20 protein-coding genes are annotated in these 24176 nt (G+C 52.9%); 16 read left to right on the top strand and 4 right to left on the bottom strand.

Annotated elements, in window-relative coordinates; all coding sequences use genetic code 11:
• Positions 1–40 precede the first annotated feature (40 nt).
• From L1F29_RS34215 to L1F29_RS20925, 8 genes are all read left to right on the top strand, one after another.
• Positions 41–1849 carry a sugar transferase gene (locus L1F29_RS34215; protein ID WP_309252323.1) on the top strand — a complete coding sequence of 603 codons (1809 nt, stop codon included), beginning with the start codon at positions 41–43 and terminating at the stop codon, positions 1847–1849.
• A 67-nt stretch (positions 1850–1916) separates the two neighbouring features.
• Positions 1917–3086 (top strand): aminotransferase class I/II-fold pyridoxal phosphate-dependent enzyme, encoded by a 1170-nt coding sequence (locus tag L1F29_RS20955; RefSeq protein WP_309252322.1) that lies wholly within the window; start codon positions 1917–1919, stop codon positions 3084–3086.
• 106 nt (positions 3087–3192) lie between these two features.
• Positions 3193–4095, top strand: a complete 903-nt coding sequence (galU, locus tag L1F29_RS20950; RefSeq protein ID WP_309252321.1) for a UTP--glucose-1-phosphate uridylyltransferase GalU — start codon at positions 3193–3195, stop codon at positions 4093–4095.
• Positions 4096–5439 (top strand): UDP-glucose 6-dehydrogenase TuaD, encoded by a 1344-nt coding sequence (tuaD, locus tag L1F29_RS20945; protein ID WP_258383989.1) that lies wholly within the window; start codon positions 4096–4098, stop codon positions 5437–5439. It abuts the gene before it with no gap.
• Positions 5402–5944 carry a VanZ family protein gene (locus tag L1F29_RS20940; RefSeq protein WP_258383988.1) on the top strand — a complete coding sequence of 181 codons (543 nt, stop codon included), beginning with the start codon at positions 5402–5404 and terminating at the stop codon, positions 5942–5944. The genes tuaD and L1F29_RS20940 overlap by 38 nt, the downstream gene beginning before the upstream one ends.
• 195 nt (positions 5945–6139) lie before the next feature.
• On the top strand, positions 6140–6910 hold the full coding sequence (locus tag L1F29_RS20935) for a hypothetical protein (RefSeq protein WP_258383987.1): 771 nt from the start codon (positions 6140–6142) through the stop codon (positions 6908–6910).
• Positions 6911–6916: 6 nt separating this feature from the next.
• On the top strand, positions 6917–7591 hold the full coding sequence (locus L1F29_RS20930; RefSeq protein ID WP_258383986.1) for a hypothetical protein: 675 nt from the start codon (positions 6917–6919) through the stop codon (positions 7589–7591).
• A gap of 243 nt (positions 7592–7834) precedes the next feature.
• Positions 7835–8734, top strand: a complete 900-nt coding sequence (locus tag L1F29_RS20925; RefSeq protein WP_258383985.1) for a helix-turn-helix transcriptional regulator — start codon at positions 7835–7837, stop codon at positions 8732–8734.
• A gap of 84 nt (positions 8735–8818) precedes the next feature.
• On the opposite strand, the gene L1F29_RS20920 is transcribed toward L1F29_RS20925, so the two are convergent.
• The 3 genes from L1F29_RS20920 to L1F29_RS20910 form a co-directional block, all read right to left on the bottom strand.
• Complete coding sequence (locus L1F29_RS20920) at positions 8819–9646, bottom strand: aldo/keto reductase (protein ID WP_258383984.1); 828 nt, start codon at positions 9644–9646, stop codon at positions 8819–8821.
• Positions 9647–9675: 29 nt separating this feature from the next.
• On the bottom strand, positions 9676–10842 hold the full coding sequence (locus L1F29_RS20915) for an iron-containing alcohol dehydrogenase (RefSeq protein WP_258383983.1): 1167 nt from the start codon (positions 10840–10842) through the stop codon (positions 9676–9678).
• A gap of 251 nt (positions 10843–11093) precedes the next feature.
• Positions 11094–12968 (bottom strand): beta-L-arabinofuranosidase domain-containing protein, encoded by a 1875-nt coding sequence (locus tag L1F29_RS20910; protein ID WP_258383982.1) that lies wholly within the window; start codon positions 12966–12968, stop codon positions 11094–11096.
• Between the two features lie 269 nt (positions 12969–13237).
• Between L1F29_RS20910 and L1F29_RS20905 the strand changes: the two genes are divergently transcribed.
• From L1F29_RS20905 to L1F29_RS20880, 6 genes are all read left to right on the top strand, one after another.
• Positions 13238–14188: a helix-turn-helix domain-containing protein gene (locus tag L1F29_RS20905; protein ID WP_258383981.1), complete on the top strand. Its 951-nt coding sequence runs from the start codon at positions 13238–13240 to the stop codon at positions 14186–14188.
• Between the two features lie 291 nt (positions 14189–14479).
• Positions 14480–16426, top strand: a complete 1947-nt coding sequence (glgB, locus tag L1F29_RS20900; protein ID WP_309252320.1) for a 1,4-alpha-glucan branching protein GlgB — start codon at positions 14480–14482, stop codon at positions 16424–16426.
• Between the two features lie 74 nt (positions 16427–16500).
• The gene (locus L1F29_RS20895; RefSeq protein ID WP_258383980.1) at positions 16501–17667 is read left to right on the top strand and encodes a glucose-1-phosphate adenylyltransferase; all 1167 of its coding nucleotides are present in this window, start codon (positions 16501–16503) and stop codon (positions 17665–17667) included.
• Entirely contained in the window at positions 17664–18776 is a 1113-nt protein-coding gene (gene glgD, locus L1F29_RS20890) for a glucose-1-phosphate adenylyltransferase subunit GlgD (protein WP_258383979.1), read from the top strand. Before L1F29_RS20895 ends, glgD begins: the two co-directional genes overlap by 4 nt.
• Before the next feature lie 39 nt (positions 18777–18815).
• On the top strand, positions 18816–20282 hold the full coding sequence (gene glgA / locus L1F29_RS20885; protein WP_258383978.1) for a glycogen synthase GlgA: 1467 nt from the start codon (positions 18816–18818) through the stop codon (positions 20280–20282).
• A complete protein-coding gene (locus L1F29_RS20880) occupies positions 20264–22231 on the top strand; it encodes a glycoside hydrolase family 15 protein (protein WP_258383977.1) in 1968 nt (655 codons plus the stop codon). The genes glgA and L1F29_RS20880 overlap by 19 nt, the downstream gene beginning before the upstream one ends.
• Positions 22232–22553: 322 nt before the next feature.
• Here L1F29_RS20880 and L1F29_RS20875 read toward each other — a convergent pair whose 3' ends face one another.
• Positions 22554–22691 carry a sporulation protein YjcZ gene (locus L1F29_RS20875; protein WP_258383976.1) on the bottom strand — a complete coding sequence of 46 codons (138 nt, stop codon included), beginning with the start codon at positions 22689–22691 and terminating at the stop codon, positions 22554–22556.
• A gap of 310 nt (positions 22692–23001) precedes the next feature.
• Between L1F29_RS20875 and L1F29_RS20870 the strand changes: the two genes are divergently transcribed.
• Both L1F29_RS20870 and L1F29_RS20865 read left to right on the top strand, forming a co-directional pair.
• The gene (locus L1F29_RS20870) at positions 23002–23211 is read left to right on the top strand and encodes a hypothetical protein (protein WP_258383975.1); all 210 of its coding nucleotides are present in this window, start codon (positions 23002–23004) and stop codon (positions 23209–23211) included.
• Positions 23212–23427: 216 nt separating this feature from the next.
• Complete coding sequence (locus L1F29_RS20865; RefSeq protein WP_258383974.1) at positions 23428–24024, top strand: YkzI domain-containing protein; 597 nt, start codon at positions 23428–23430, stop codon at positions 24022–24024.
• Positions 24025–24176: the final 152 nt, after the last annotated feature.

The raw sequence follows: 24176 nt of genomic DNA, 5'->3' as shown, positions 1-24176 counted from the left end.
AGCAATCAATGACGTCGCAAGACAAAGGATGGGGAGAAGCATGAGAAAAGTGGCGCATGTGTGCACGTCGGGCATCAGCCACAAAATACTGGGCGATAAGCTGGCCTTGCTGCAAGCGGCCGGTTATGACGTAACCTTCATATCGTCAGGAGACGGAATCGATTCGACGATTCAAGCCGCTTACCCGTTCCAATGGCGGAGCGTGCCGATGAACCGGGCCATCAAGCCGTTTCAGGATATGAGATCGATCTGGCGAATGCGAAAGCTGTTCAAGACGGAACGCTACGATATCGTGCACACCCATACGGCGAAGGCTGGCATTATCGGCCGCATTGCTGCCCGGTTGTCCGGCGTGCCGATTGTCATTCATACGAGCCACGGTCTTCCGTTCTATAGCGGACAATCCCGCATCGCGTATAACGTTTACCGTCTTCTGGAGAAAGCGGGAGCATGGTTCTGCGATGCGCTGGCGTCTCAGAACCATGAGGATATCGCCGTCATGCAGCGGCTCGCGCCCTGGCGGAAGATGTATTACGAGGGCAACGGCGTCGATTTGGACAAGCTGGATTCCGCAGGCCTGAACGCGATTCATAAGCTGAAGGCCGAGGATTTGAAGCGCGCCTACGGGATCCGGGAGGATGTTCCGATGCTGCTGATGGCAGCGCGTTTCGAAACCGTTAAGGATCATAACCTGCTTCTTGACGGACTGCTTCACGCCAAGCGCGAAGGCAGACTCGGCTGGGTCACCGTTCTCGCCGGACAAGGTCCGCTGGAAGGCGAAATCCGCAAGCGGATTGAATCGGAAGGGTTAGCCGGGGACGTTGTTCTCATCGGACAGCAATCTCCGCTCGTGCCTTGGCTGCTCATGTCCGATGCGGTGACGCTGACGAGCGAGAAGGAAGGCATTCCGCGTTCGTTGATGGAGGCGATGGCTTACGGTAAGCCGGTCGTGGCTACCGATGTGCTTGGAACCCGCGAGCTCGTTCGAAGCGGAGAGGCCAAGTGGCGGAATGGGGACGAGCCGACGGGCATGCTGGTTCCCTACAAGAATGCCGAGAAGCTTGCCGATGCGCTCATCCGGTTGATGACGAATGAAGGCCTGCGGATGAAGCTTGGCATGGCCGGCCGGCGGCGGATTGAGAATCACTTTACCGAGACGGCGGTCGTCGAGCGGATTGCGGCGATGTACCGCGAGACGGAGAGGCGCGTTGGCGGGCGATGGGGAAGACGATTTCAGCTGCTGCTGAAGCGGACGGTCGATCTGACGGTCAGCTTGCCGGCAATCGCGCTGCTATCGCCGGTCATTGCGCTTACTGCGCTTGCCGTACGAATCAAGCTGGGCGGACCTGTCTTGTTCAAGCAGCAGCGTCCGGGCAAATTCGGCGTCCCCTTCCATGTGTATAAATTCAGGACGATGACGGATGCAAGGAGACCTGACGGGGAACTGCTGCCCGATGAGGTTCGATTGACCGCCTTTGGTAAATTGCTGCGCAAGCTTAGTCTCGACGAGCTGCCTCAGCTCTTCAATGTCGTTCGGGGCGATATGAGCCTGATCGGTCCTAGGCCGCTTCTTATGGAATATTTGCCACTGTATTCGGATGAGCAAGCGAGAAGGCATGATCTTAGACCCGGCATAACGGGCTGGGCGCAGGTGAACGGCCGCAACAGCGTGTCCTGGGAGGAGAAATTCCGCCTTGATGTGTGGTATGTGGATCATCAATCGTTCTGGCTCGACTTGAAAATCGCCTTTATGACAGTGTTCAAAGTGATGAAACGGGAAGGTATTCAGCAGGAAGGGCAAGCCACGGTACGCAAGTTCGTTGGCAGCAGGGAAGCAGAAGGCGCATAAGGCGCCTTCTGCGAGGACGGGTTCATTGCAATTACAGCGTACATTTACATACGAGGAGTGATAATGCTTGGCGAATCAAGGACGCATTTATCTGTCGCCTCCCCATATGGGAGAGGCCGAGCAGCGTTATGTGCAGGAGGCTTTCATAACGAACTGGATCGCCCCGCTTGGGCCGAATGTGGACGGGTTTGAACGAGAGGTTTCGGAGATGACGGGGGCACGTGGTGCTGTTGCGCTAAGCTCGGGAACAGCCGGTCTTCATCTCGCGCTCAAGCTTGCCGGTGTTGGCAGAGGGGACACGGTGTTCGTATCCACACTCACCTTCGTAGCCAGCGTCAACCCGATTCTGTATGAAGGCGCTGAGCCGGTGTTCATCGATTCGGATTTCGAAACATGGAATATGTCGCCCAAAGCGCTTGAACGGGCGCTTGTCGCGGCCCGCAAGGAAGGCCGGCTGCCGAAAGCGGTAATGGTCGTCAATCTCTACGGGCAAAGCGCGGACATGGATCCGATTATCGATCTGTGCGAACGGTTTGGCATACCGATCATCGAAGATGCAGCCGAGTCGCTGGGCGCGACCTACAAGGGCAAAGCAAGCGGGACGCTTGGCGAATTCGGGATTTACTCTTTTAACGGGAATAAAATCATCACGACCTCAGGCGGGGGGATGCTCGTATCGGATAATGCCGAGGCGCTCTCCAAAGCGAGATACTGGGCGACGCAGTCGCGCGAGCCGGCGCTGCATTACGAGCACAGCGAGGTGGGCTATAACTACCGTATGAGCAATCTGCTTGCAGGCGTCGGCCGTGGCCAGCTGCAGCAGCTGGAGAATCGCATATCGGCCCGGCGTGCCGTGTTCGACCGTTACGAACAGACGCTGGGGAACATTGAAGGCGTGTCTTTCATGCCGGAAGCCAATTTCGGCCGGTCGACAAGGTGGCTGACGGCGCTCACGATCAATCCGCATATGACCGGGATCGCAACGACAGACCTGCTGCGGGCTTTGGCCGATGAGAATATCGAGGCGAGGCCGGTCTGGAAGCCGATGCATCTTCAGCCCCTGCTCCGCAAATACGATTATTTCCCTCATATGCCTCAATACAGCGTATCGGATCAATTGTTCAAGCAAGGGATTTGCCTGCCGTCCGGGACAGCGATGAGCGTTCAGGATCAGGGTCGCGTGATAGATTGCATCTCGCATCATATCCGGCTATCGGCTAAACACGCGGCTATATGAACGCAAGCTTGAGAATCCCATGCTTATGCTTTCGAAGTAAGTTTTGCTCGAAACCGCTTCTGCAGAAGCGGTACATACTCACAAAACTATTAGGAGGTTTCCGATTATGAAAGTCCGTAAAGCGATTATCCCGGCCGCAGGCCTTGGCACTCGGTTTCTTCCGGCGACGAAAGCGCAGCCCAAAGAAATGCTGCCGATTGTGGACAAACCAACCATTCAATACATTATTGAGGAGGCTATTGCCTCCGGAATCGAGGACATTCTCATCGTAAGCGGTCGCGGTAAACGCGCCATCGAAGATCATTTCGACAAGTCCTTCGAGCTGGAGGAGACGCTGGATCAGAAAGGAAAGACGAAGGAGCTTGAACAGATCCGGGCGATTTCCGAAATGGCGAACATCCACTATATCCGGCAGAAGGAACCGAAAGGGCTTGGGCATGCGATCTGGTGCGCCCGCAGCTTTGTAGGCGACGAGCCGTTCGCCGTTCTGCTTGGCGACGATATCGTGCAATCCGAGACGCCGTGTCTCAGTCAGCTGATCCGCGTGTTCAGCCGATTCTCGTCCTCCGTCGTAGGCGTACAGCGGGTCAGCGATGAGGATGTATCCAAATACGGCATCATCGCGCCTCGCGGGTCTTCCATTGAACCGTCCGTCTTCTTCCTGGATACGCTCGTTGAGAAGCCATCCCGGAAAGCTGCGCCATCGAATTATGCCATTATGGGCCGTTATGTGCTGACGCCGGAAATTTTCGATATTCTGGAGCATCAGGCACCGGGCGCCGGCGGTGAAATCCAGCTGACGGATGCGATCAAGAAGCTGAATGATCAGAAGACTGTACTTGCTTACAATTTCGAGGGCGTTCGATACGATGTCGGCGATAAATTCGGCTTTATTAAGGCAACGCTCGATTTCGCGCTGCAGCGCGAAGACTTGAAGGGCGATATGCTGAACTACATTCAACAGGTTTACGAGCAGCATTTTCCATTACTGAACAAGGTGGCGAAATAAATGCGGAAAATTACGGTTATCGGAACAGGCTACGTCGGACTCGTATCAGGGACCTGCTTTGCCGAGGTTGGAAACCGCGTTATCTGCTGCGATGTGGACCGGAATAAGATCGAGAGGCTCCGCCGGGGCGAAATCCCGATCTATGAACCGGGGCTAGAGGAGCTCGTCGCCAAAAATATGCAGCAGGAGCGGCTTTATTTTACATCCGAGGTCGGTGAAGCGATCGAAGCTTCCGATATCATCTACATTGCCGTCGGCACGCCGATGTCGGATACGGGCGAAGCGGACATGCGGTATGTGATGTCAGCTGCTAAGAAGATCGGCGAGCATCTGAACAACCGCAAAATCATTGTTAATAAAAGCACGGTACCCGTCGGCACCGCCGAACTCGTTCGAGAGGTCGTACAGGCGAACAAGAAATATCCGTGGATTACGTTCGATGTTGTATCCAATCCGGAGTTTCTCCGCGAAGGGTCGGCGATATCGGATTGCATGAACATGGACCGTGCGGTGATCGGCTCCGATAACGCGGAGGCTGCGAAGGTGATCGCCGAGCTGCACGCGCCGTTCAATACGCGCATCTTCACGACCGATCTGGAGAGCGCCGAGATGATCAAGTATGCGGCCAACACGTTTCTGGCGACCAAAATATCGTTCATTAACGCCATTGCCAACGTATGCGAGCGCGTAGGCGCAAACGTTATCGACGTTGCGGAGGGAATGGGGCTGGACAGCCGGATCGGCAATAAATTTCTGCAGGCCGGTATCGGATATGGCGGTTCTTGTTTCCCGAAGGACACGTACGCGCTTGCTCATATCGCGGATAAAGCCGGGTATGATTTCGAGCTGTTGAAGTCGGTGATTAAGACGAATCAGCGTCAGCGCTTCATTATCATGGATAAGCTGCGTGAATCGGTAGGTGGATTGGCGGGTAAACAGGTAGCTGTACTTGGGCTTGCGTTTAAGCCGAATACCGACGATATGCGGTACGCACCGTCTCTGTCCATCATCCCTGAATTGTTGAAGCAGGGCGCCTCCGTTCGGGCTTTCGATCCGATTGCGGTAGAATCGGCACGGCGCGAGCTGCCCCATGAGGTGCAATATTTCAAAAGTGTCGAGCAGGCGGTTGCTGGAAGCGATGTATGCGTCATTCTGACCGAATGGAAAGATGTGTTGGACATGGACTTGGACCTCATACGACAAATAATGAAGCATCCGATCGTGATTGATGGCCGGAACTGCTTCGATTTGCAGACGATGCAGCGCAGCGGATTTGAATATCACTCGATCGGCCGGGCTTCTGTCAATGCGGCCGGGAGGGATCGGCATTCGGTTAATTTCTAGATGGCTGGCGCTGTTTACGCTCATCGCGTGGACGGCGCTGGTTTTCGGGTTCTCATCGCAGTCGTATTCGTCGCAATCGATACAGCCCTGGTTGAAATCGTTCATTGCGAAGGACCGTCTGACTCATGTTGTACCGGCTGTAACCTTGACTTACAGCAAGGCGGTTATCGATGCGAAGGAGGAACCGTTCCGCTTCGTGGAGTTTCTGTTCCGCAAATCGGCGCATATCTTCGTGTACGCCGTATTGGGCGGCCTGGCATTCCTGACCTTCTTGCCGAGGCTGCGGCGAACGAGCCGTGCATGTTTCATATCCTTCCTGTATATTGCAATCGTTAGCGGCTTGGATGAATGGAATCAGTCACGCGTATCCATGCGGACAAGCACGTTACAGGATGTCATCGTAAATTGTACGGGTGGGTTGATAGGCATGGCTGCTGCATCAATTATGGCCGTCTTGCTCTTCAAAGCGGGCGCTCCATGGCGAAGGCTCATAAGAAGAGACTAGAGCCTGGTTTGCGCTTCCGGCTCGGATGCTACCTTTGCTTCTGGAAGAATAGCAAGTACCTATATCAGTTGAACGATAGAGGGATATAACGAAAAGCGCCAGCGCATTGAGCGCAAAAGCTTAGATCCGTTAAAGCTGGGATGTTGATCCAGATCTTCGTTTCGACTTGCATAGCACTTTCGGGAGGTTATCGTGATGAAACAGCAGCAAAGCGATAATCGGACACAAGCGGGCAAAGCGATCTGGAGGCGATTGATCGTCGCCGTGATCTTCGTGATGCTGCTGCTTATAAGTGCGGCTTGGATCGCCTATGATCGAATGACGGACAAGCTCCTCGAAGCGCTGATGGATGAAACGATGTCCGAGCACACCTTCAATGCGTTGACCGACGCGGCCCCGGCGCCATTAGATAACATTACCGGTACTAATACTCAAGAGGACAAGGACAAGCCGTCTGCCGAAACAGGCCTGGAGTCCGGCAAGCCGACGAACGAGACATCCGGCAAGGAAGGCAGCAAGGACTCGATTAAGGATTCCGGTAAGGCAACCCATTCGGAAGCCGATCGGGAGTCACCTCATCGAAAGGCAAATAAATCTGCCGAACAACCGCCCGTGAAAGGAGGTGGGTCCACAGCGGCACCGGAAGCCGGCAAGCGGCCGAATATCTCGAAGGCGGAAGCGGAGAAAGCGGCAGGCAGCGTGACGATATCGGAAAAAATCGAAATCGGCTCCGTTCTGCTACGCCACTGGGATCATGAAGAGCTGAAGTCGTTTCGTGCCGCATTAAGCGGAGGGCTGACGATCGAGGAGAAACGAGAATTGAAGCGAAAAGCAATGGAAGTACTATCGGAAGATGAATACGATCGGTTAATTAGTATCGCACACAAATATGGGCTGAGCCGGGGAAAGAGCTATAAGCAATCCCTGAACGAAGAGAACATGTCTCGCAATCAGCCGAAGGAGTGAAGAACTGTGAAAACGCGTAAAATAGCAACTGTCATGGCCGCCGTCATGCTAGCATCTACAATCTCGCTAGTACCGGCAAAAACGACTTCCGCTCAAGGAACCAGCACATCATTCTCCCCATTCTCCCCATATTCCTTCCTAACGAATCTATGGGAATCTTTTAGTTCAGGAAAACCGCCGGGTATTGTCGTGAAGCCGGATAACAACAATGGCAAGAACAACGGCAACAACAATGGCAACAACAATGGTAACAACAATGGCAAGGATAAACCGGAGAAGCCGGGCAAGCCGGAAAAACCGGAAAAGCCTGGGAAGCCGGAGAAGCCGGAAAAACCGGAAAAGCCGGAAAAGCCGGGCAAACCTGATCAAGCAAAAATAAACAAAATTTTACAGGAAACAAAAGGTAAGCTCAATGCACTTAAGAACAGCTGCCAAATCAAACTGACCGAAATCGCCTTCCAATTCGCGAGGGCGGAAACAGGACATGAGAAGAGCGTTCTGTATAAACAGGGCCAAGCTGAGTTTGACAGCTGTTATGCATCCTTCAACAAGATTATTGACGATGCGGAAGTCCAACTGAAAAAGGCCGGCGCAAATGTGTCCGCACTGAAGCCGTACCGTCTGGCGTTCGACAGGTTCGTGGAAGAAGGCAAAGCATTGCTTAAGATGATTGTAGGTTGATGAATACGGCAGCCCCCTCAGTCGGTTAAACGGACTGAAGGGGCTGCTTGTTTATTGCTGGATGAACATGCTGAGCACGCTGCGGAATGTTCCGAATGTTATTCGATCCTTACTTGCGATGGAATCGTATGAAAATTTGCAAATGGCAGAAACTCAATATTCCTTCGCGCCTCATAGTTTGATAGAATAGACGGACAACAGGAATGATTTGCTTATTTTCACATAACTACAGGGGGTCATTGTTTGTCGTCCGTTCCGCTACTAACCTTTTTATCACCGCCGCTGCCATATTTTATCGAATCCAATCGCACGACGTACAAACCTGGGTGGGAGCATCCTAACCGGAACAATATGGGCGTGTTTGATTTGCTGTTTATTCATAGCGGTACGCTGCACATCGGCGAAGAAGACCGCACATGGTCGCTAGGTGCGGGGCAGATCCTTATTCTTCGCCCGGATCGCGGGCATTACTCGGTCAAGCCGTGCACGGAGGAAACGGTTATCGACTGGGTTCACTTTCAAACTGCCGGTGCTTGGGAGGAGATCGAAGGGACCCATGCCGGATCGCTTCGCGGTGACTATTATTCCTATGCCATTCGGCTTCCTAAGACGATGACGCTGCCCTATCCGGAAGAGGCCATCTCGTTGTTCAGCAAGCTGCATGAAGCGGCTATGGGCACTTCTCACGCGGCTTTCTGGCAGCGTCAGCAATGGTTTCTGCACCTTCTGCAGCTGTTCGACGAAGGCTGGCGGACCGATGCGGCCAAAGCGCCGATCGCCGTAGCGGAAGAAGCGGCTGCTTATTTAAAGCTTCATTACCGGACAGCTGTTACGAATGGCAAGCTTGGCGACGCGCTCGGATTGCATCCGAACTATATCGCCCGCTGCATGGGGGAAGTATTCGATTGTACCCCTCAGCAGTACTTGCTCTCGTACCGGCTGGATCAGGCGAAGCTGCTGCTGCTCAAAACCAATTGGCCGATCGCGCGCATCGCGGAGGAGACCGGGTTTAAGCAGACCCCGCATTTCTCGCGTTCCTTCTCCGAGCATGTCGGCGTTACGCCGCTTCTCTACCGGAAGAAATACACGGGCAACTCGCTCCCGCGGACAATTGTCCGCAAACCGAGTGATGACAAGAAGTAACCGGCTGCCGGCTAGAAGCTAAAAAAAGACCAAACCCGCCATCCTGCTTTTGACAGGTGGCGGGTTTGTCTATCATACATGAGATTAGAAATTGAAATTATCCGGATCGGCTCCGAAACGGTGCGAACAGTCCATTGCGTTGAGCCTCGCCATGTCCGCATCGGATAGTACGAAATCGAATATATCGGCATTTTCCTTGAGACGGTCCGGATTCGAGGACTTGGGTATCGTGACGACTTCATTCTGCAGATCCCATCTCAGTACGACCTGCGCCGGCGTCTTGCCGTAGCTGGCTGCGATCTCACGGAGTATCGGTTCGTCGAGCCGCCCATGCATGAGCGGACTCCACGCTTCAAGTTGAATACGGTGAGATTTGCAAAATTTCCGCAGCGCTTGCTGACCGAGCAGGGGATGGTATTCCACTTGGTTAACCATCGGAACGACATTTGCGATCGCCAAGATATCATCCAAGTGATGAGGCTGAAAGTTGCTGACGCCGATCGCCCGAACGGAGCCGTCATGGTACAATTTCTCCAGCGCCTTCCATGTCTCGACATACTTGCCCTTCACTGGCCAATGGATCAGGTACAGGTCAATGAACTCCAGCCCAAGCCGCTTGCGGCTGGCTTCGAATGCCGTAAGGGCAGCGTTGTAGCCGTGATCGGAATTCCATACCTTCGTTGTGATAAACAGTTCCTCCCGCGGTACTCCGCAATCACGGATAGCCCTGCCGACACCTTCCTCGTTATTATACGAAGCGGCAGTATCGATGCTCCGGTATCCGGTTGATATCGCGGACGTAACCGCTTGCTCTACCTCGTTCTCGGCAATCATATTGAAGACGCCGAGTCCGAGCCATGGCATTTGTACGCCGTTATTCAGCGTGGTTCGTTTATCGATGGAAGTTGTCATTTGGGCTTCGCCTCCTTCTCTCATACATATTACAAGCAAAGCTGAAGTATGGCTCTAACATCCTCTTGATTCAACATCTTGAATGATCCGATCGGTCCGAAGCGAACAGCCTCGTAGGCCATTCGATCCAATTGTTCGTCGCCAATGCCGAAGTCAGCCAATGTCGATGGGGCGCCAATCCGGGTGAAGAAATGACGCGTTGCTTCGATACCGGCTAATGCGAGCTCGCGATCCGACCGTCCGTTGCTCTCTATCCCCCATACCCGTACGGCATATTGCGCGAAACGGTCCGGCCGTTCATCCATCACATATTTCATCCAATTCGGAAATACGATCGAAAGCCCTGCACCGTGCGGGATATCATAGATTGCGCTGATCTCGTGCTCGATACCATGCGAGGACCAATCGTTCTCCATCCCGAGGCTGATCAATCCTCCGTTAAGCGCAAGCGTTCCGCACCACATCAGGTTTGCCCGGGCCGCATAATCGTCAGGCTTATCCAGCGCCCGTTCCGCGTTCTCGATGACGGTCAGCAGTATCGATTCACAGAGCCTTTCCTGCAGGGGAGTTTCTTGGGTCAAGCTGAAATATTGCTCGAAAACATGCGACATGATGTCAACGATCCCATTGACCGTTTGGTCACGGGGCACGGTGAAGGTTAGCGTCGGGTCGAGGATTGAGAAACGGGGATACATATAGGAGCTGCCAAAGCCCCGCTTCTGCTTCTCCTCCCAATTGGAGATGACGGAGCTGCCGTTCATCTCGGAGCCCGTAGCAGACAGCGTTAGTATGGTGCCGATCGGAAGTGCGCCGCGAATTTCCGCTTTATGAATCAGGAAATCCCATACGTCGCCTTCATAAGGAACGCCGACAGCAATCGCCTTGGCTGCATCGATTACGCTGCCGCCGCCAACGGCCAGGATGAAATCGATTCCTTCGCTGCGGCACAGCTCGATGCCTTTATGAACGGAGGTCAGCCGGGGATTCGGTTCGATTCCCCCAAGCTCGACAACGCGGATATCGGCTTCCTGAAGCTGCTTCGCGACACGGTCATGCAGACCGGTGCGTTTGATGCTTCCGCCGCCATAGACAAGCAGAACGTTGGAGCCATATCGAATCACTTTCTCGGCAAGCTGGTCAGCCGTTCCTTCTCCAAAATAGATTTCCGTCGGATTATGGAATGAGAACGAATTCATGATGGCATCACCTCCTGGATAATTTGACATGCTGCATGCGCTTTTTCAATCTGGGGTATTCATATCTGATATAGATTAAATTCTATCGATAAAAACAGATTGAAGTCAAGTTTTGTATACGTTGCGACTTTGTAAATTGATCGCCTTTACAGGCCTTACACGGTTCATACGCTCTCATTCTCTATCATTCTTGCTATTATAAACAAACCGCCGGGGAGCCGGTCCCTGGCGGTTTGTTCTGCATCGATAGGTCAGCTGCGAATGACTGGAAATTCGCCAATCCGCAAGCGCGCGCTTCCATAAGGAACGAGGGTCAATTCGACAACGGGACCGTCGGCTTGCGGGTTAAGCGGAGGGAAATCAGCGCTTTCTCCCTTCATCCGCCAATTACGGACAAGACGGCCATGCGTCTTCAATCTTACAGGCGTCTCGGCCGCAGCGAACGGCTGCTTGGGAACCGGCGAGGCGGCAGGCTCATAAGAGGCCCCTTGGATTAATCCATATTTCCATTGCGATGCGGGGAAGACCTCGTAATCGTGGAACATGTCGCGTTCTCTCAGCAGCTGCCAGTTCTCTTCGATCGGCAGCACATAGACAAGCGGTCCGCGCTCGACGCTGGCTGCAGCATTGTTGCGGAGGACGGTGCGCGCCTCCATCGGCAGCTTAAGCGTAATGATGTCGCCATCCTGCCATTGACGCTCGATACGAACGAATTGCTTGACCGCAGCTGTTTGTAACGGCTGTCCGTTAACGGATATCTCGGGAGAGACGCACCAGTTAGGAATACGAAGCGAAATCGGGAATGCGGCAGGCTGGTCCAGCTTAACTGTAATGCCGATCGTATCGCGGAACGGGTATTCCGTATCCACGGTGAGCGTAACGGCAGCGCCGCTGCCTACGGTCGAGTTAACGACGCAGGGAGCGTAGGCGGCAGCCGCCAAGCCTTCACCGTCCTTCATCCAAAGATGGGAGATCAGCTTAGGCCAGCCTTGGTGCATGTTCGAGGTACAGCAGCCGAAATGAGGCTCCAGTCCGAACAAATTCGCCTCTTCGCTGTTCGACCAGTTGCGGTGTGCGATATTGCACACGACTTGATTGACCTGCTGATCGTATTGATGGGACATCCAATCTGCCGAGATGGCGGCCGGAAGAGCATTGAAAGCGACCTTCTCCAGGATGTCCCCGAAATACCCGTCTCCGAAGATACGCAGAAGATTCTCCATCGAGAACATATATTCCACCACTGCGCAAAGCTCGACGCCCTGGCTTGGATGCGTGCCGGAGAGCCATTCGTCGCCTGAGAACATGCCGTGCGCTTGTCCGTGGTACGTCATCAAGCTCTTGATCCCGCTGTATACCGCTTCCCGTTCCTTCTCCTCATTGCTAAGCATGTACTTTACGCCGGGGGCTTTAATTCCCATCGCCACATTGACGATATGCGAACGGTGATCCCAGTGCTCGATCTTGTTCCAGAACGGGAAATTGGTGAACAGGCCGGTCCAATCCGTCGTCTGCTTGCCGATCGTATCGGCTAATTCAAGAAGGGCGGCATCGCCGGTGCGTTTATACAACCAATGAATGCTGAGCAGCATTTCTGCGCCGCGCGCCTGCGCCCATTCCGCCAAAGGCACATTTTCGATCGTATTTCTCACATAGCCGAAAAACTTCGTCATGAATGGGACGACGCGCTCATCGCCCGTTGCTTCGGCATATTGCGTCAATACTTTCAGCATGATCATATAATGCCACCAATCATGGGTATGCCGAACCTCATGATTGATTGTGTCCGTGACCGCCGGTCCGAACAGTCCGCTGTTCTGCTGGCTGTTCAAGCTCCATTCCACCCACCGCTGTGCTTTGGCTATTAGCTTGTCGTCATCCAGCAAATAGGCCAGCGGCAGCAGGCCGTCCAAATAATAAGGTCCGCGCTCCCAGCTTTCGCCGTCTCCGCCGATCCAACCGTTGCGGGGCCCAACGTCCTCCCACTGCTCGTCCAGATGGCCCGTTAAGCCGTCCGCTTGTATCCGAAGCTGATTATAGAGCCATCCCGTAGGCTTCACCGATCCTAGCGGCAAGGCTTCGAATGCAGTCGGAATGAGTTCTTTATCCGTGCTTGTCATTGTCATTGATCGACACTCCTTTATTAAGGCGCAGCGACTGCCGAAAGTTCGTAGAGCCGTATGCGCATCGTCATGAATTCATTATTACTCTACCATCCGGAGAACGGCGATTCGATATCGGTTCTTATCTTCTTTTTGTCCGATCACAACCTGTTAATGATCAATAAAATGCGATTTTACTTGATATACGATGTAGTCTTTTGATTATAGCGAACATCCAAGATAAACTATAAAGAATAGAATATTGCAATCGTAAGAGAAGGGAGTCATCCATCATGTCCGCATTTCATTTCACATCGCCTCCGCTGCCGCATTATATCGACAGCGGCGAGGATACCTATCTCATAGGCGGCGAGCATCCTTCTCGCAACCGGATCATGGTGTTCGATTTGCTCGTCGTCACGAGGGGCGCGCTATATCTCAACGAAGGAGACGAGAGATGGGAAGCGGAGGCCGGGCAATGCTTGCTGCTGCGGCCGGACCGCTACCACTATCCGACGAGGCCTTGCCGTGAGGAAACGCATTTCTACTGGCTTCATTTCTCCACTTGCGGTTCATGGGGGGAGGTGGCGGAACCGGGGACGGGAATGCCGTCGTATACCGCAGCCGCAGAAGATAAGCCGCTGCATGAAGTGATGGTGGGTGAAGGTTCCGCAGGCCATGAAGAGGATGATTCTATGGCGGCAGTTACGTCAACCGGTTACAGCCAGATCGACGCTTTTTCCATCTATGTTCCCAGGCATGTCAGGCTTCGCAATCCGGATGAGGTGTACAAGCTGCTGGAACGGATCGCCTTGTTGGATAAGCCTGCGACCGTGAATGCAAAGTGGGAGCAGCAGCTCCGGTTCCAAGAGCTGCTGATGATTCTCAAGGATGAGCGAGGGGATAATCTCGTATCGCCCCAGATTGCGGTTGCCGAGCTTGCCGCTTCGTATTTGCGCAGCCGTTACAAGCTGCCGGTTACATATGCCGAACTGGCGGATGAATTGCATTTTCACCCCAATTATATATCCCGCTGCATGAAGCAAGTGTATGGCTGTACGCCGCTTGAATATGTAACGCGCTTTCGGATCGAGCAGGCCAAACGGTTGTTGATCCATACCAATGATGCGATCGGCAAGGTTGCGGAGGAGGCCGGGTTCGGATCGTTTCCATTTTTTGTCCGTTCGTTCGTGAAGCATACGGGCTGCCGTCCCCGTGAATTTCGGAAGCAATACAGAGTGTAAGACGGTGGACACGGTCTTCTGCGGGTTGGGCATTCGGCGATATGACTGATCGCAAGATCATGCAATTGGTTAAAAGAGAGCGGATCTCTGTCGTTTGGTCATAATTGTGACGCATAAGTATACAAATATAGAAGCCGTCCCTTTCGATAGACAGGCTATAAAAATATGAATTTTCTGAAAATGGCGTGCAGACTTTCAAATCGCAGTGTATAATGGAGTAAACATACCGCTAATTTGTTAACTATTCTGACACATTCATGACAACGACCTTTTCTAGGGGGTGCTGGATTCATGATGAACGCCGTATCCGTAGGTTTATCAACGCGTGACTTGTATTTATTTAATAATGGGGATTCCTTCCACAGCTACCGGTTTCTCGGTGCTCATCCGACAAGGCTGGGCTTCGAGATCGGAGTGCGGTTTTCCGTGTGGGCCCCTCAGGCGAAGGCCGTGTACGTTGCAGGCTCGTTCAACCGATGGATAGGCGAGAATCATGCGATGGAACGGGTAGGGAAAACAGGGGTGTGGTCATTATTCATCCCGGATCTTGAACCCGGCGTCCTGTATAAGTACGAGCTGGAGACCGCAGACGGCACCCGTTTCATGAAGTCGGACCCGTATGCCTTCCGTTCCGAGCGTCGTCCCCGAACCGCATCCATCGTAACCGACCTGTCAACCTATCAATGGAATGACAGCGCTTGGCAGCTTCGACAGAAGGATGCGAACCCCTATCGCGAGCCCATGCTGATCTATGAAGTGCACTTGGGTTCATGGCGGGTAAAGGGGAAGGAGGATTTCCTGTCCTATGAGGAAATGGCCGATGAATTGATCGACTATGTGATCGGGATGGGATACACCCATATTGAGCTGCTGCCCGTAACGGAGCATCCGCTCGATAAGTCCTGGGGGTACCAGATAACCGGTTATTATTCGGCGACCAGCCGCTATGGAACACCCGAGCAGCTCATGCTATTCGTCGACCGGTGTCACCAGAAGGGGATTGGCGTCCTTCTCGACTGGGTACCCGGTCACTTTTGCAAGGACGATCATGGACTGCGTCTTTTCGACGGTACGCCAATATATGAAGGCGCGGATTGGAAAAGGGCGGAGAAACCGCTATGGGGGACACTCGCTTTCGATTTCGGGCGGAAGGAAGTACAAAGCTTTCTTATATCCAACGCAATATTCTGGATGGATGTCTTTCATATCGACGGCCTGCGGGTCGACGCGGTAGCCAGCATGATCGATCTTCATTTCGATAAACCGCCCGAGCTGCTTACCTATAACAAGTTCGGCGGCAAGGAGAACACCGACGCCATCCGCTTCTTGAAGCGTCTGAACGAGACGGTGTTTCACTATTACCCCAATGCACTGATGATTGCAGAAGATTCCTCGGCCTGGCCGGCCGTTACTTCCCCGACTTACATGGGTGGCCTTGGATTCAATTTCAAATGGAATATGGGCTGGATGAACGACATGCTCCGCTATATGTCACTTGAACCACAGGATCGCATACATCACCACAATCTCATCACGTTCTCGCTTATGTACGCTTTTTCCGAAAACTATGTTTTGCCTCTGTCTCATGACGAGGTCGTTCATGGCAAACGATCGCTGCTGAACAAAATGTCCGGTACTTACGAGCAAAAATTTGCGCACTTGCGGCTGTTCTATGGCTACTGGATGACGCATCCCGGCAAGAAACTGTTGTTCATGGGAGGCGAGTGGGGCCAGTTCGACGAATGGAAGGATGCGGAATCGCTGGATTGGAAGCTGCTGGAATACGAATCCCATGGCCGGATGAACGATTATGTCCGGAGGCTGAACGGCATCTATAAGGAGTGCAGCCCGCTGTGGGAACGGGATTGCGATCCCGGCGGCTTCGAATGGATCGATGTACATAATGCCGCGCAGAGCATCATCGTTTTCTTGCGAAGAGGGCTGGATCCGAATCATATCCATGTCATGCTGTGTAATTTTTCCAATGTACATTATGAGAATTATAGGGCAGGCATGCCGGAGGAGGGGAATTATCGGATCATTATGAACAGTGACGACATCGCTTTTGGAGGACACAGCAAGTCCGATTCGGATCCGATCCCCACGCAAGCTGTCCCTTGGCAGGGACGTGCCCAAAGCATAACCCTTTCCCTGCCTCCGTTAACGTTTCTCATGCTGGCCTTCGAGAAGGGGAAGAGCAAGAAGCTGCGGAGACACAGAATTGCGAATGGTTCATAACGGCATTCCCACTACGAATGTCCGGGCCGCATGCAGTCGATAAGGGGCGGCCTAGACGAGAGGAGCTTTCGTCCATGGTCCGGAAAGAAATGATTGCGATGCTGCTTGCTGGCGGAGAAGGGAAGAGGCTCGGCGTATTGACCAAGGACCTGGCCAAGCCTGCCGTTCATTACGGCGGCAAATACCGGATTATTGATTTTACGCTAAGCAACTGCGCGCATTCGGGAATCGATACAGTCGGCGTATTGACGCAATACCAACCGCTGGTGCTCAATGGATATCTCGGCATCGGCAGCCCGTGGGGGCTGGACCGGCGGGACGGCGGGATGTCGATCCTGCCTCCGTTTATGAAGCAGAAGGGAAGCATGTGGTACAAGGGAACGGCGAATGCCATTTATCAGAATATGGGGTTCATCGACAGGTTTGATCCGGAGTACGTGCTCATTATATCCGGCGACCATATCTATAAGATGGACTATGACCATATGCTGAAGGAACATAAGCGAAGCGGCGCGGACGTAACGATCAGCGGCATTCAAGTGGATTATACGGAAGCTGGGCGTTTCGGAATCATGCACATCGATGAGGACCGGCGGATCACCTCGTTCGAAGAGAAGCCGAAGGTTCCGACCAGCAATCTGGCTTCGATGGGGATTTATATTTTCTCCTGGCCGGTGCTTCAGCAATACCTGATACGCGATGAATCGAACCGATTGTCGGACAATGACTTCGGCAAGGACATTATCCCTGCGATGCTGCGGGACGGCGTTTCCCTACATGCTTATTTATTCTCAGGTTATTGGAAGGACGTTGGAACGATAGAAAGCCTGTGGGAAGCCAACATGGATCTGCTTACGGAGCGGCCTGCTCTTAATCTGCATGATAAGGATTGGCGGATCTATTCGGTGAATCCGAATCGGCCCGGGCATTATTCTGCGCCGGATGCCGTATTGTCCAACTCGCTGGTGTCGGAAGGTTGCGTCGTCGAAGGCCGCGTGCATCGCTCGGTTCTGTTCTATGGCGTCCGGGCAGGCGCTGATAGCATGATCGAGGAATCCGTTATTATGCCGAATTCGCAAATCGGGCAGGGTGCACGGATCTATAAAGCGATTATCGGTGAAGGAGCCATTATCGCGGACGGAGTGACCATCGGCAGTCCCGATAGCAAGACCATTACGGTTATAGGCAGTGACGAATACGTAACGAGAAGCCCTATGCTGCTGGAGGTGAAACAGCCATGAATACGAATGTGCTTGGCGTCATCAATCTGATTCATGAATCGGACGAAATGGAATCGCTGACCGCCGGTCGCTGTACGGCATCGGTTCCATTCGGCTCGAGGTACAGGCTGATCGATTTTGTGCTGTCGGGCATGGTTAATTCCGGAATTACGAAGGTGGCTGTATTTGCGCATACGAAATTCCGTTCCTTGATGGACCATCTCGGATCCGGCAAGAGCTGGGATTTGAATCACCGGCAAGGCGGCTTGTTTGTTCTCCCGCCCGTCACGGACGACATTAATGAAGTAAGGCGGGGCGACCTCTTTCATTTCTTTCAGAACCGGGATTACTTCACGCGAAGCTCGCTCGATTATGTGGTGATTACCCGCAGCCATATGGTTTGCAATATCGATTTCGAACCTGTTCTGGCTCAGCATAAGGCTACCGGCGCCGATATAACGCTCGTCTGCAAGGAGCAAACGGAATTGTTCGGCGGCATGGCGCGCAAGGTGGAAGTGAACGGTCAGGGACGCGTAACCGCTATGCAGGACCATTATGGACGCATGCAGAGCGACCTGGTTTCCATGGAGATGTACATTATGCGCAAGGATCTTCTTCTGGAGCTTGTGGAGACATCGCTTGCGCAGGGGCAGGATCATCTGGTCCGCCATGCGATTATGACCCGGCTGGATGAACTGCATGTGCAGAGCTATCTCTACGGGGGATATCTGGGCGTCGTTAATACGATATCGAGCTATTATCAGAACAGTATGCAGCTGCTTCGTCCGGACATATACCGAAAGCTGTTCTTCGAGCCTGGCGCACTCTACACGAAGGTGAAGGATGAGCCACCTGCCCGTTATGCGGAGGGGGCCATGACGAGCAATTCTCTGATTGCCAATGGCTGCATCATCGAAGGGACGGTCGTGAATAGCATCCTGTTCCGAGGCGTGCATGTACGCAAAGGCGCTGTCGTACGCAATAGTATCGTCATGCAGAACGGGGTTATCGGCGAGGACAGCAGCGTCGACCATGTCATTCTTGACAAAGACGTCTTCATTATTCCGGAACGGGACATTCGCGGCACAGACTTATCTCCGTTTCTTGCCATGAAAAGGAAGGTTATCTGATTGAGACCTGCATAATAATTACGATCAGGAGGTTATTGCATGAAACTGTTGTTCGTCGCATCGGAAGCGGTGCCGCTCGTCAAAACGGGCGGTTTGGCCGACGTAGCCGGTTCTTTGCCTAAGGCTTTGCGGGACCGCGGGGCGGAAGTCAGGGTCATGATTCCGAAATACGCAAGCATCCCCCAGTCGGTTATCGAACGAATGGAAACGGTCGCGACATTTACGGTTGGAGTCGGTTGGAGGACGCAGTACTGCGGGCTGAAGAAGGCGGAGGTAGAAGGCATAATCTATTATTTCATCGACAATGAATTCTATTTCAAGCGCGGTGACGGTATTTACGGTTATGGCGACGACGCCGAGAGATTCGTCTTCTTCTCCCTCGCCGTGCTGGAATCCTTGATCTACATGGATTATCGGCCGGAGCTGCTGCATTGTCACGATTGGCAGACAGGCTTGATTCCATTTCTGCTTAAAACCCGATACCAGCATGATCCTGCTTGCAGGGATATTGCCACCGTATACACGATTCACAATATGAAATACCAAGGCGTATTCGGTATCGAGCTTCTAATGGATTTGCTTGGTGCCGGAGGGGAGCTGTTCGGCTCGGACGGCCTTGAGTTCTACGGGGCCGGAAGCTGCATGAAAGGGGCGCTTCTCTATGCGGACAAGCTGACGACGGTCAGCCCGACTTATGCCCGGGAGATTCAAACCGATTCATACGGGGAGAGGCTGGACGGCTTGCTGCGTTACCGGTCCGCCGATTTGAGCGGCATTGTCAACGGCATCGATACCGAATCGTTCGATCCGATGGCTGATCCGGCGCTCGAGTTCCCGTATCGCAATTCATTAACGCGCAAGCGCAAGAACAAGCTGGCCCTGCAGCGGGAGCTCGGTCTGCCGGAATCGGCAGAGACTCCGCTCATCGGCGTTGTTTCGCGGCTGGTGGATCAGAAGGGCTTCTACCTTGTGGAGGCCGTCCTGGAATCGCTGGCCGAGGAGGATATGCAGCTGGTTGTGCTTGGCTCCGGAGATCCCCATTATGAGTATGTGTTCCGGAATGCGACAGAGCGATGGCCGGATAAAGTGAAGGTATGGCTGGGCTTTAACGATGCCTTGGCGAGGAGGATCTATGCCGGCAGCGATATGTATCTGATGCCCTCGTCGTTCGAACCGTGCGGACTCAGCCAGCTTATCGCGCTCCGCTACCGCTCCGTGCCGATTGTCCGCGAAACTGGCGGTCTGAAGGATACGGTGCTCGCGTACAATGAGAACACGGGAGAAGGGAACGGCTTTAGCTTCGCGCATTATAATGCGGATGATATGTTGTATACGGTTCGAAGAGCGCTGGATTGCTACCGGGACGAACACGTCTGGGAAACGATCGTCGCTAACGGCGGCAAGAGCGATTGCAGTTGGGACCAATCCGCGCGAGCCTATATGTCTGTATATGCCGGTCTTCTGTCGAAACGAAAGGAGAGCATTACATGGCCCGTCATCTCGTAATCGGCAACGGCAAGCTGCTGGTCAATCTGGATCGGAATTGTTATATCCGCGATATCTATTATCCCTACGTGGGACAGCTCAATCATGTCGGCGGTCAATACTGCCGTATCGGAATCTGGGTAAGCGGCGTTTTCTCTTGGCTGGATGAGCCGGACTGGCATTTCGACTTGAGCTATATCGAAGATTCGCTTGTCACGAATGTTATGGCGGTCAACGAACGGCTCGGCGTGGAGCTGCATATGAACGACGGCATTCACCAGAGGGAATGTATCTATCTGAAAAGAGTCGCCATTCGAAGCCTTTCGCCGGAAGCCAGGGAATTCCGGCTTTTTTTTCATCAAGATTTAATGATCGACGGCTCGGAGGTCGGCGATACGGCTGCCTATTATCCGGACAACAATACGCTGTTTCATTATAAACGTTCATCTTATTTTATGTTTAACGGGTTCTCGGACGAAGGCGGAATGATGCAGTACACGACGGGCATCAAGCGGTTTCAGTCTGCAGAAGGGACTTGGCGGGATGCTGAAGACGGAACGCTGATGGGCAATGCAATCGCTCAGGGCTCGGTAGACAGCACGATTTGCTTCCGCACTATTGTTCCCGCAGGTGGTGAAAAGTCGGTTTATTATTGGATGTCGATCGGCAATGGTTTGGAAGAGGTCAAGGCGCTCAATCAGTATGTTCAGGAGCATCATCCGGAGAAGCTTCTCAGCCGCATCGTCGTATATTGGAAGCACTGGCTGCACCGGGCGGAGTCTGACCTGGGCGATCTGCCGCCGGAGGTGTCCCGCATGTTCCGGCTAAGCCTGCTGCTGGTACGGACGCAAACCGATGAACGCGGAGCGATCATTGCTGCGAACGATACGGATATTTTGCAATATAACCGGGATCATTACAGCTATATGTGGCCCAGGGACGGAGCGCTTATAGCCGATGCGATGTCGATGGCCGGATTTCAAAGCGTCATCGCGCCATTCTTCCAATTCTGCGCACGTACGCTGTCGCCGGAAGGCTTCTTGTACCATAAATATAATCCGGATGGAACGGTCGGCTCCAGCTGGCATCCCTATATCGTACATGGGAGTCGAAGGCTGCCGATTCAAGAGGATGAAACGGCGCTCGTGCTGCTGGCGTTATGGAACGATTATCGGCGCCACCATGTGATCGAGCTGCCGCAGTCGCTGTATAACAATTTGATCCGCAAAGGCTCCGCCTTTCTCAGCGAATACATAGAAGAAGAGCTTTCGCTGCCGAAACCGAGCTATGATCTGTGGGAGGAACGCTACGGAATCTGGACCTATACGGCAGCATCCGTTTACGGCGGTCTAATGGCCGGAGCCTTCTTTACCGAGCTGTTCGGCGACTATGATCGAAGCGATTATTTGCGCAATGCGGCCAAGGAGATAAGGCAGGGGATGATCACGCATCTGTGGGATGAGGAAGCAGGGCGGTTCGCACGCGGTCTTATTCAGCAGGACGGCCGATGGATCAAGGATATGACGCTCGAGAGCAGTTTGTTCGGGATATGGGAATTTGGCGTGCTTCCAGCGGGCGACAGCCGGGTGGCGCGTACTATGGAGGCTATTAAGAAGGGCCTGACAATCCAGACGGATATCGGAGGAATTGCGCGGTATACGAATGATTATTACTTCCAGCAATCGGGTGATACCGAGCTTATACCGGGCAATCCCTGGATCATCTGCACATTGTGGGCGGCCAATTACGAAATCGAGTCAGCGGCGGGACTATGCGATTTGGAAGCGCCGAGACGCACGCTCGAGTGGGTGGCCTGCCAGGCGCTTTCCAGCGGCATATTGCCGGAGCAGCTCCATCCGATCGACGGGAGCCCGATATCGGTTGCGCCGCTCACATGGTCGCATGCAACGTTCGTCCAGACCGTCTGTAAATATGCAGCCAAGTTTAAGGCTTTAACCGCTTCGCCGTGAACGATCCCCGTGATTGCTCCGTGGCGGCGGTGAAACGATAAGAAACCGTCTTTCCGCTGATGGGGATCATGATCCGCCATTTTCGAAGGGACGGTTTTTTGTCTACGTTTATATCCAGTGCTTGGACCATTCATCGGCACCCAATAAATTCGAAATGCGTTCGTTACAGTTTGGCGGCTCTTACAATGTCATGCCCGTAACGGTCGGAGGGAACTAGAAGCTTAATTCTTCTGCATGACGAAGAGGCTAAAATGTAAAAAGGTTGAGCGGAGTGATCCCTTAGCTCAACCTCTGTCCTTCGGTTTGTTCAAGTTCTGTCAGCTTACCAGAATCCGCCGCGCAGAACGATAACGAGCAGAATGAAAAGAACGAGAATGACGCCTGCACCCGTCCATAAAATATTGTTGCATCCGTATCCGCCTGCCGGTCCATAACCGGCGCCCGCTACAGGATAGCCCACTGTACATACCTCCTGTGGTTGTTGAGTTGTTGTGATTGGGTTACTATCACACTTTTAATGTATGGTGCGGATAGGCAATTCGATTGGACGTTTGTACCGGTGCATATGCCTATGCACGCTTACGCAAGTGAGAAAGGCCATGCGCTGCATAGGCATCGGCCTTACGGTTCTGGTATCTGCCAGGGAGTCGTTGGAGGGCCGATAATAATGTCAAGTTATTGTCACGAATTTGTCCGTTTTTTCCAAATGGCTCTGCTGGCAGTGCGGCGCGGATTCCCTTATAATGCGTATATAGACTTTCACTAAGGGAGTGTTTCGCTTGACACTGGTTGATGTCAGCAGCGTATCCACGGGCTTGTTTATTACGGGCGCCGTGTTCATTTTGCTCATTTTCTCACTGCTCAGCTTTGGTATTCTGCAGATGTTCCAGCAGCGCCGGCGGGTAGGCTGGTACAGCTTTGCGGGGGCTGTTGTAAGCAGCGCTGCATTTTGGCTAATACTCGATCAATGGTTCGTTTGAAGCCCGAATAAGGCATGAACGCACAAGCCGTCCGACGTCACCACCGGTGAGGAACGGGCGGTTTTTATTTTCCTCCCGGTTCTGTATTCAAAAAATGAGGACGAGGTTAAAAATAGTCAATAATCCAAGTTGCCATTACATAGTATGGAGTATAAGATAATCACAAGAGAGAATATTCAGAACATTTGGTCAATAAGAAACGAGGGAGGGATTGCCGTGAACAAGAGCCATGAGGTGGAGTACTGCAACTTGGAACTGCGTTTCGACCGCCGGCAAATCCAAAATCTGATTCGGGATTTGATACAAGAGGGGTACTCGCTCTATTGGAGTGAAACGGATGTTTATTTTCTCATCTCCGTCCGCAGCGGGCGAAAGCTCGTCAAGCTCAGGTTCCAGCGTGTTCGCAGCCGTTATAAGATGGTTGGCGATTATATCATTAAGGACGAGAAACTGTCGGAGCTCATCGAGAAGCTGATTAATGATTCACGCGGGCATGCGGTCGTCAAACGGTTCAGGGACCGTCAGATTGTTATTGAAAGCATCATGTTTGGCGAGATCATACGACTGGTGGAGGTGTCCGGTATGGAACATCGGATTATTTATCAGAAGAAGCCATTTGTTACGTTAGAGGAAGTGATCCAGGCGTTTCAATCCAAACGTGCGGAGGAGCGTGCGGCGGTACTGCGTTATGAGTTGGATTACGAGCTTTCGGTTCTGTACGAAGCCATACAGGAGGGGCGCGAGGAGGATGCATCGTCGTCCACGGAACGTCTTAATCAGCTGAGAATTGAGATGATACAGCTTGAGTTGTAAGATTTCCACCGTAATAAATCAAAATTGATGAGCTTCCGGGTAACATAGGCCTGGGAGCTCATTTGTTTTCTCTCCGGATTTCTCTCAGCCCTCATATCGTCATGTTCGAAACGTAACAATATATTATGATCAAGATGCAAGGGGTTGAAGTC

The sequence above is a fragment of the Paenibacillus spongiae genome (genome assembly GCF_024734895.1).
GTDB lineage: Bacteria > Bacillota > Bacilli > Paenibacillales > Paenibacillaceae > Paenibacillus_Z > Paenibacillus_Z spongiae.
The sequence above is the reverse complement of the archived record's forward strand: the minus strand, read 5'-3'. Positions and strand labels throughout refer to the sequence as shown.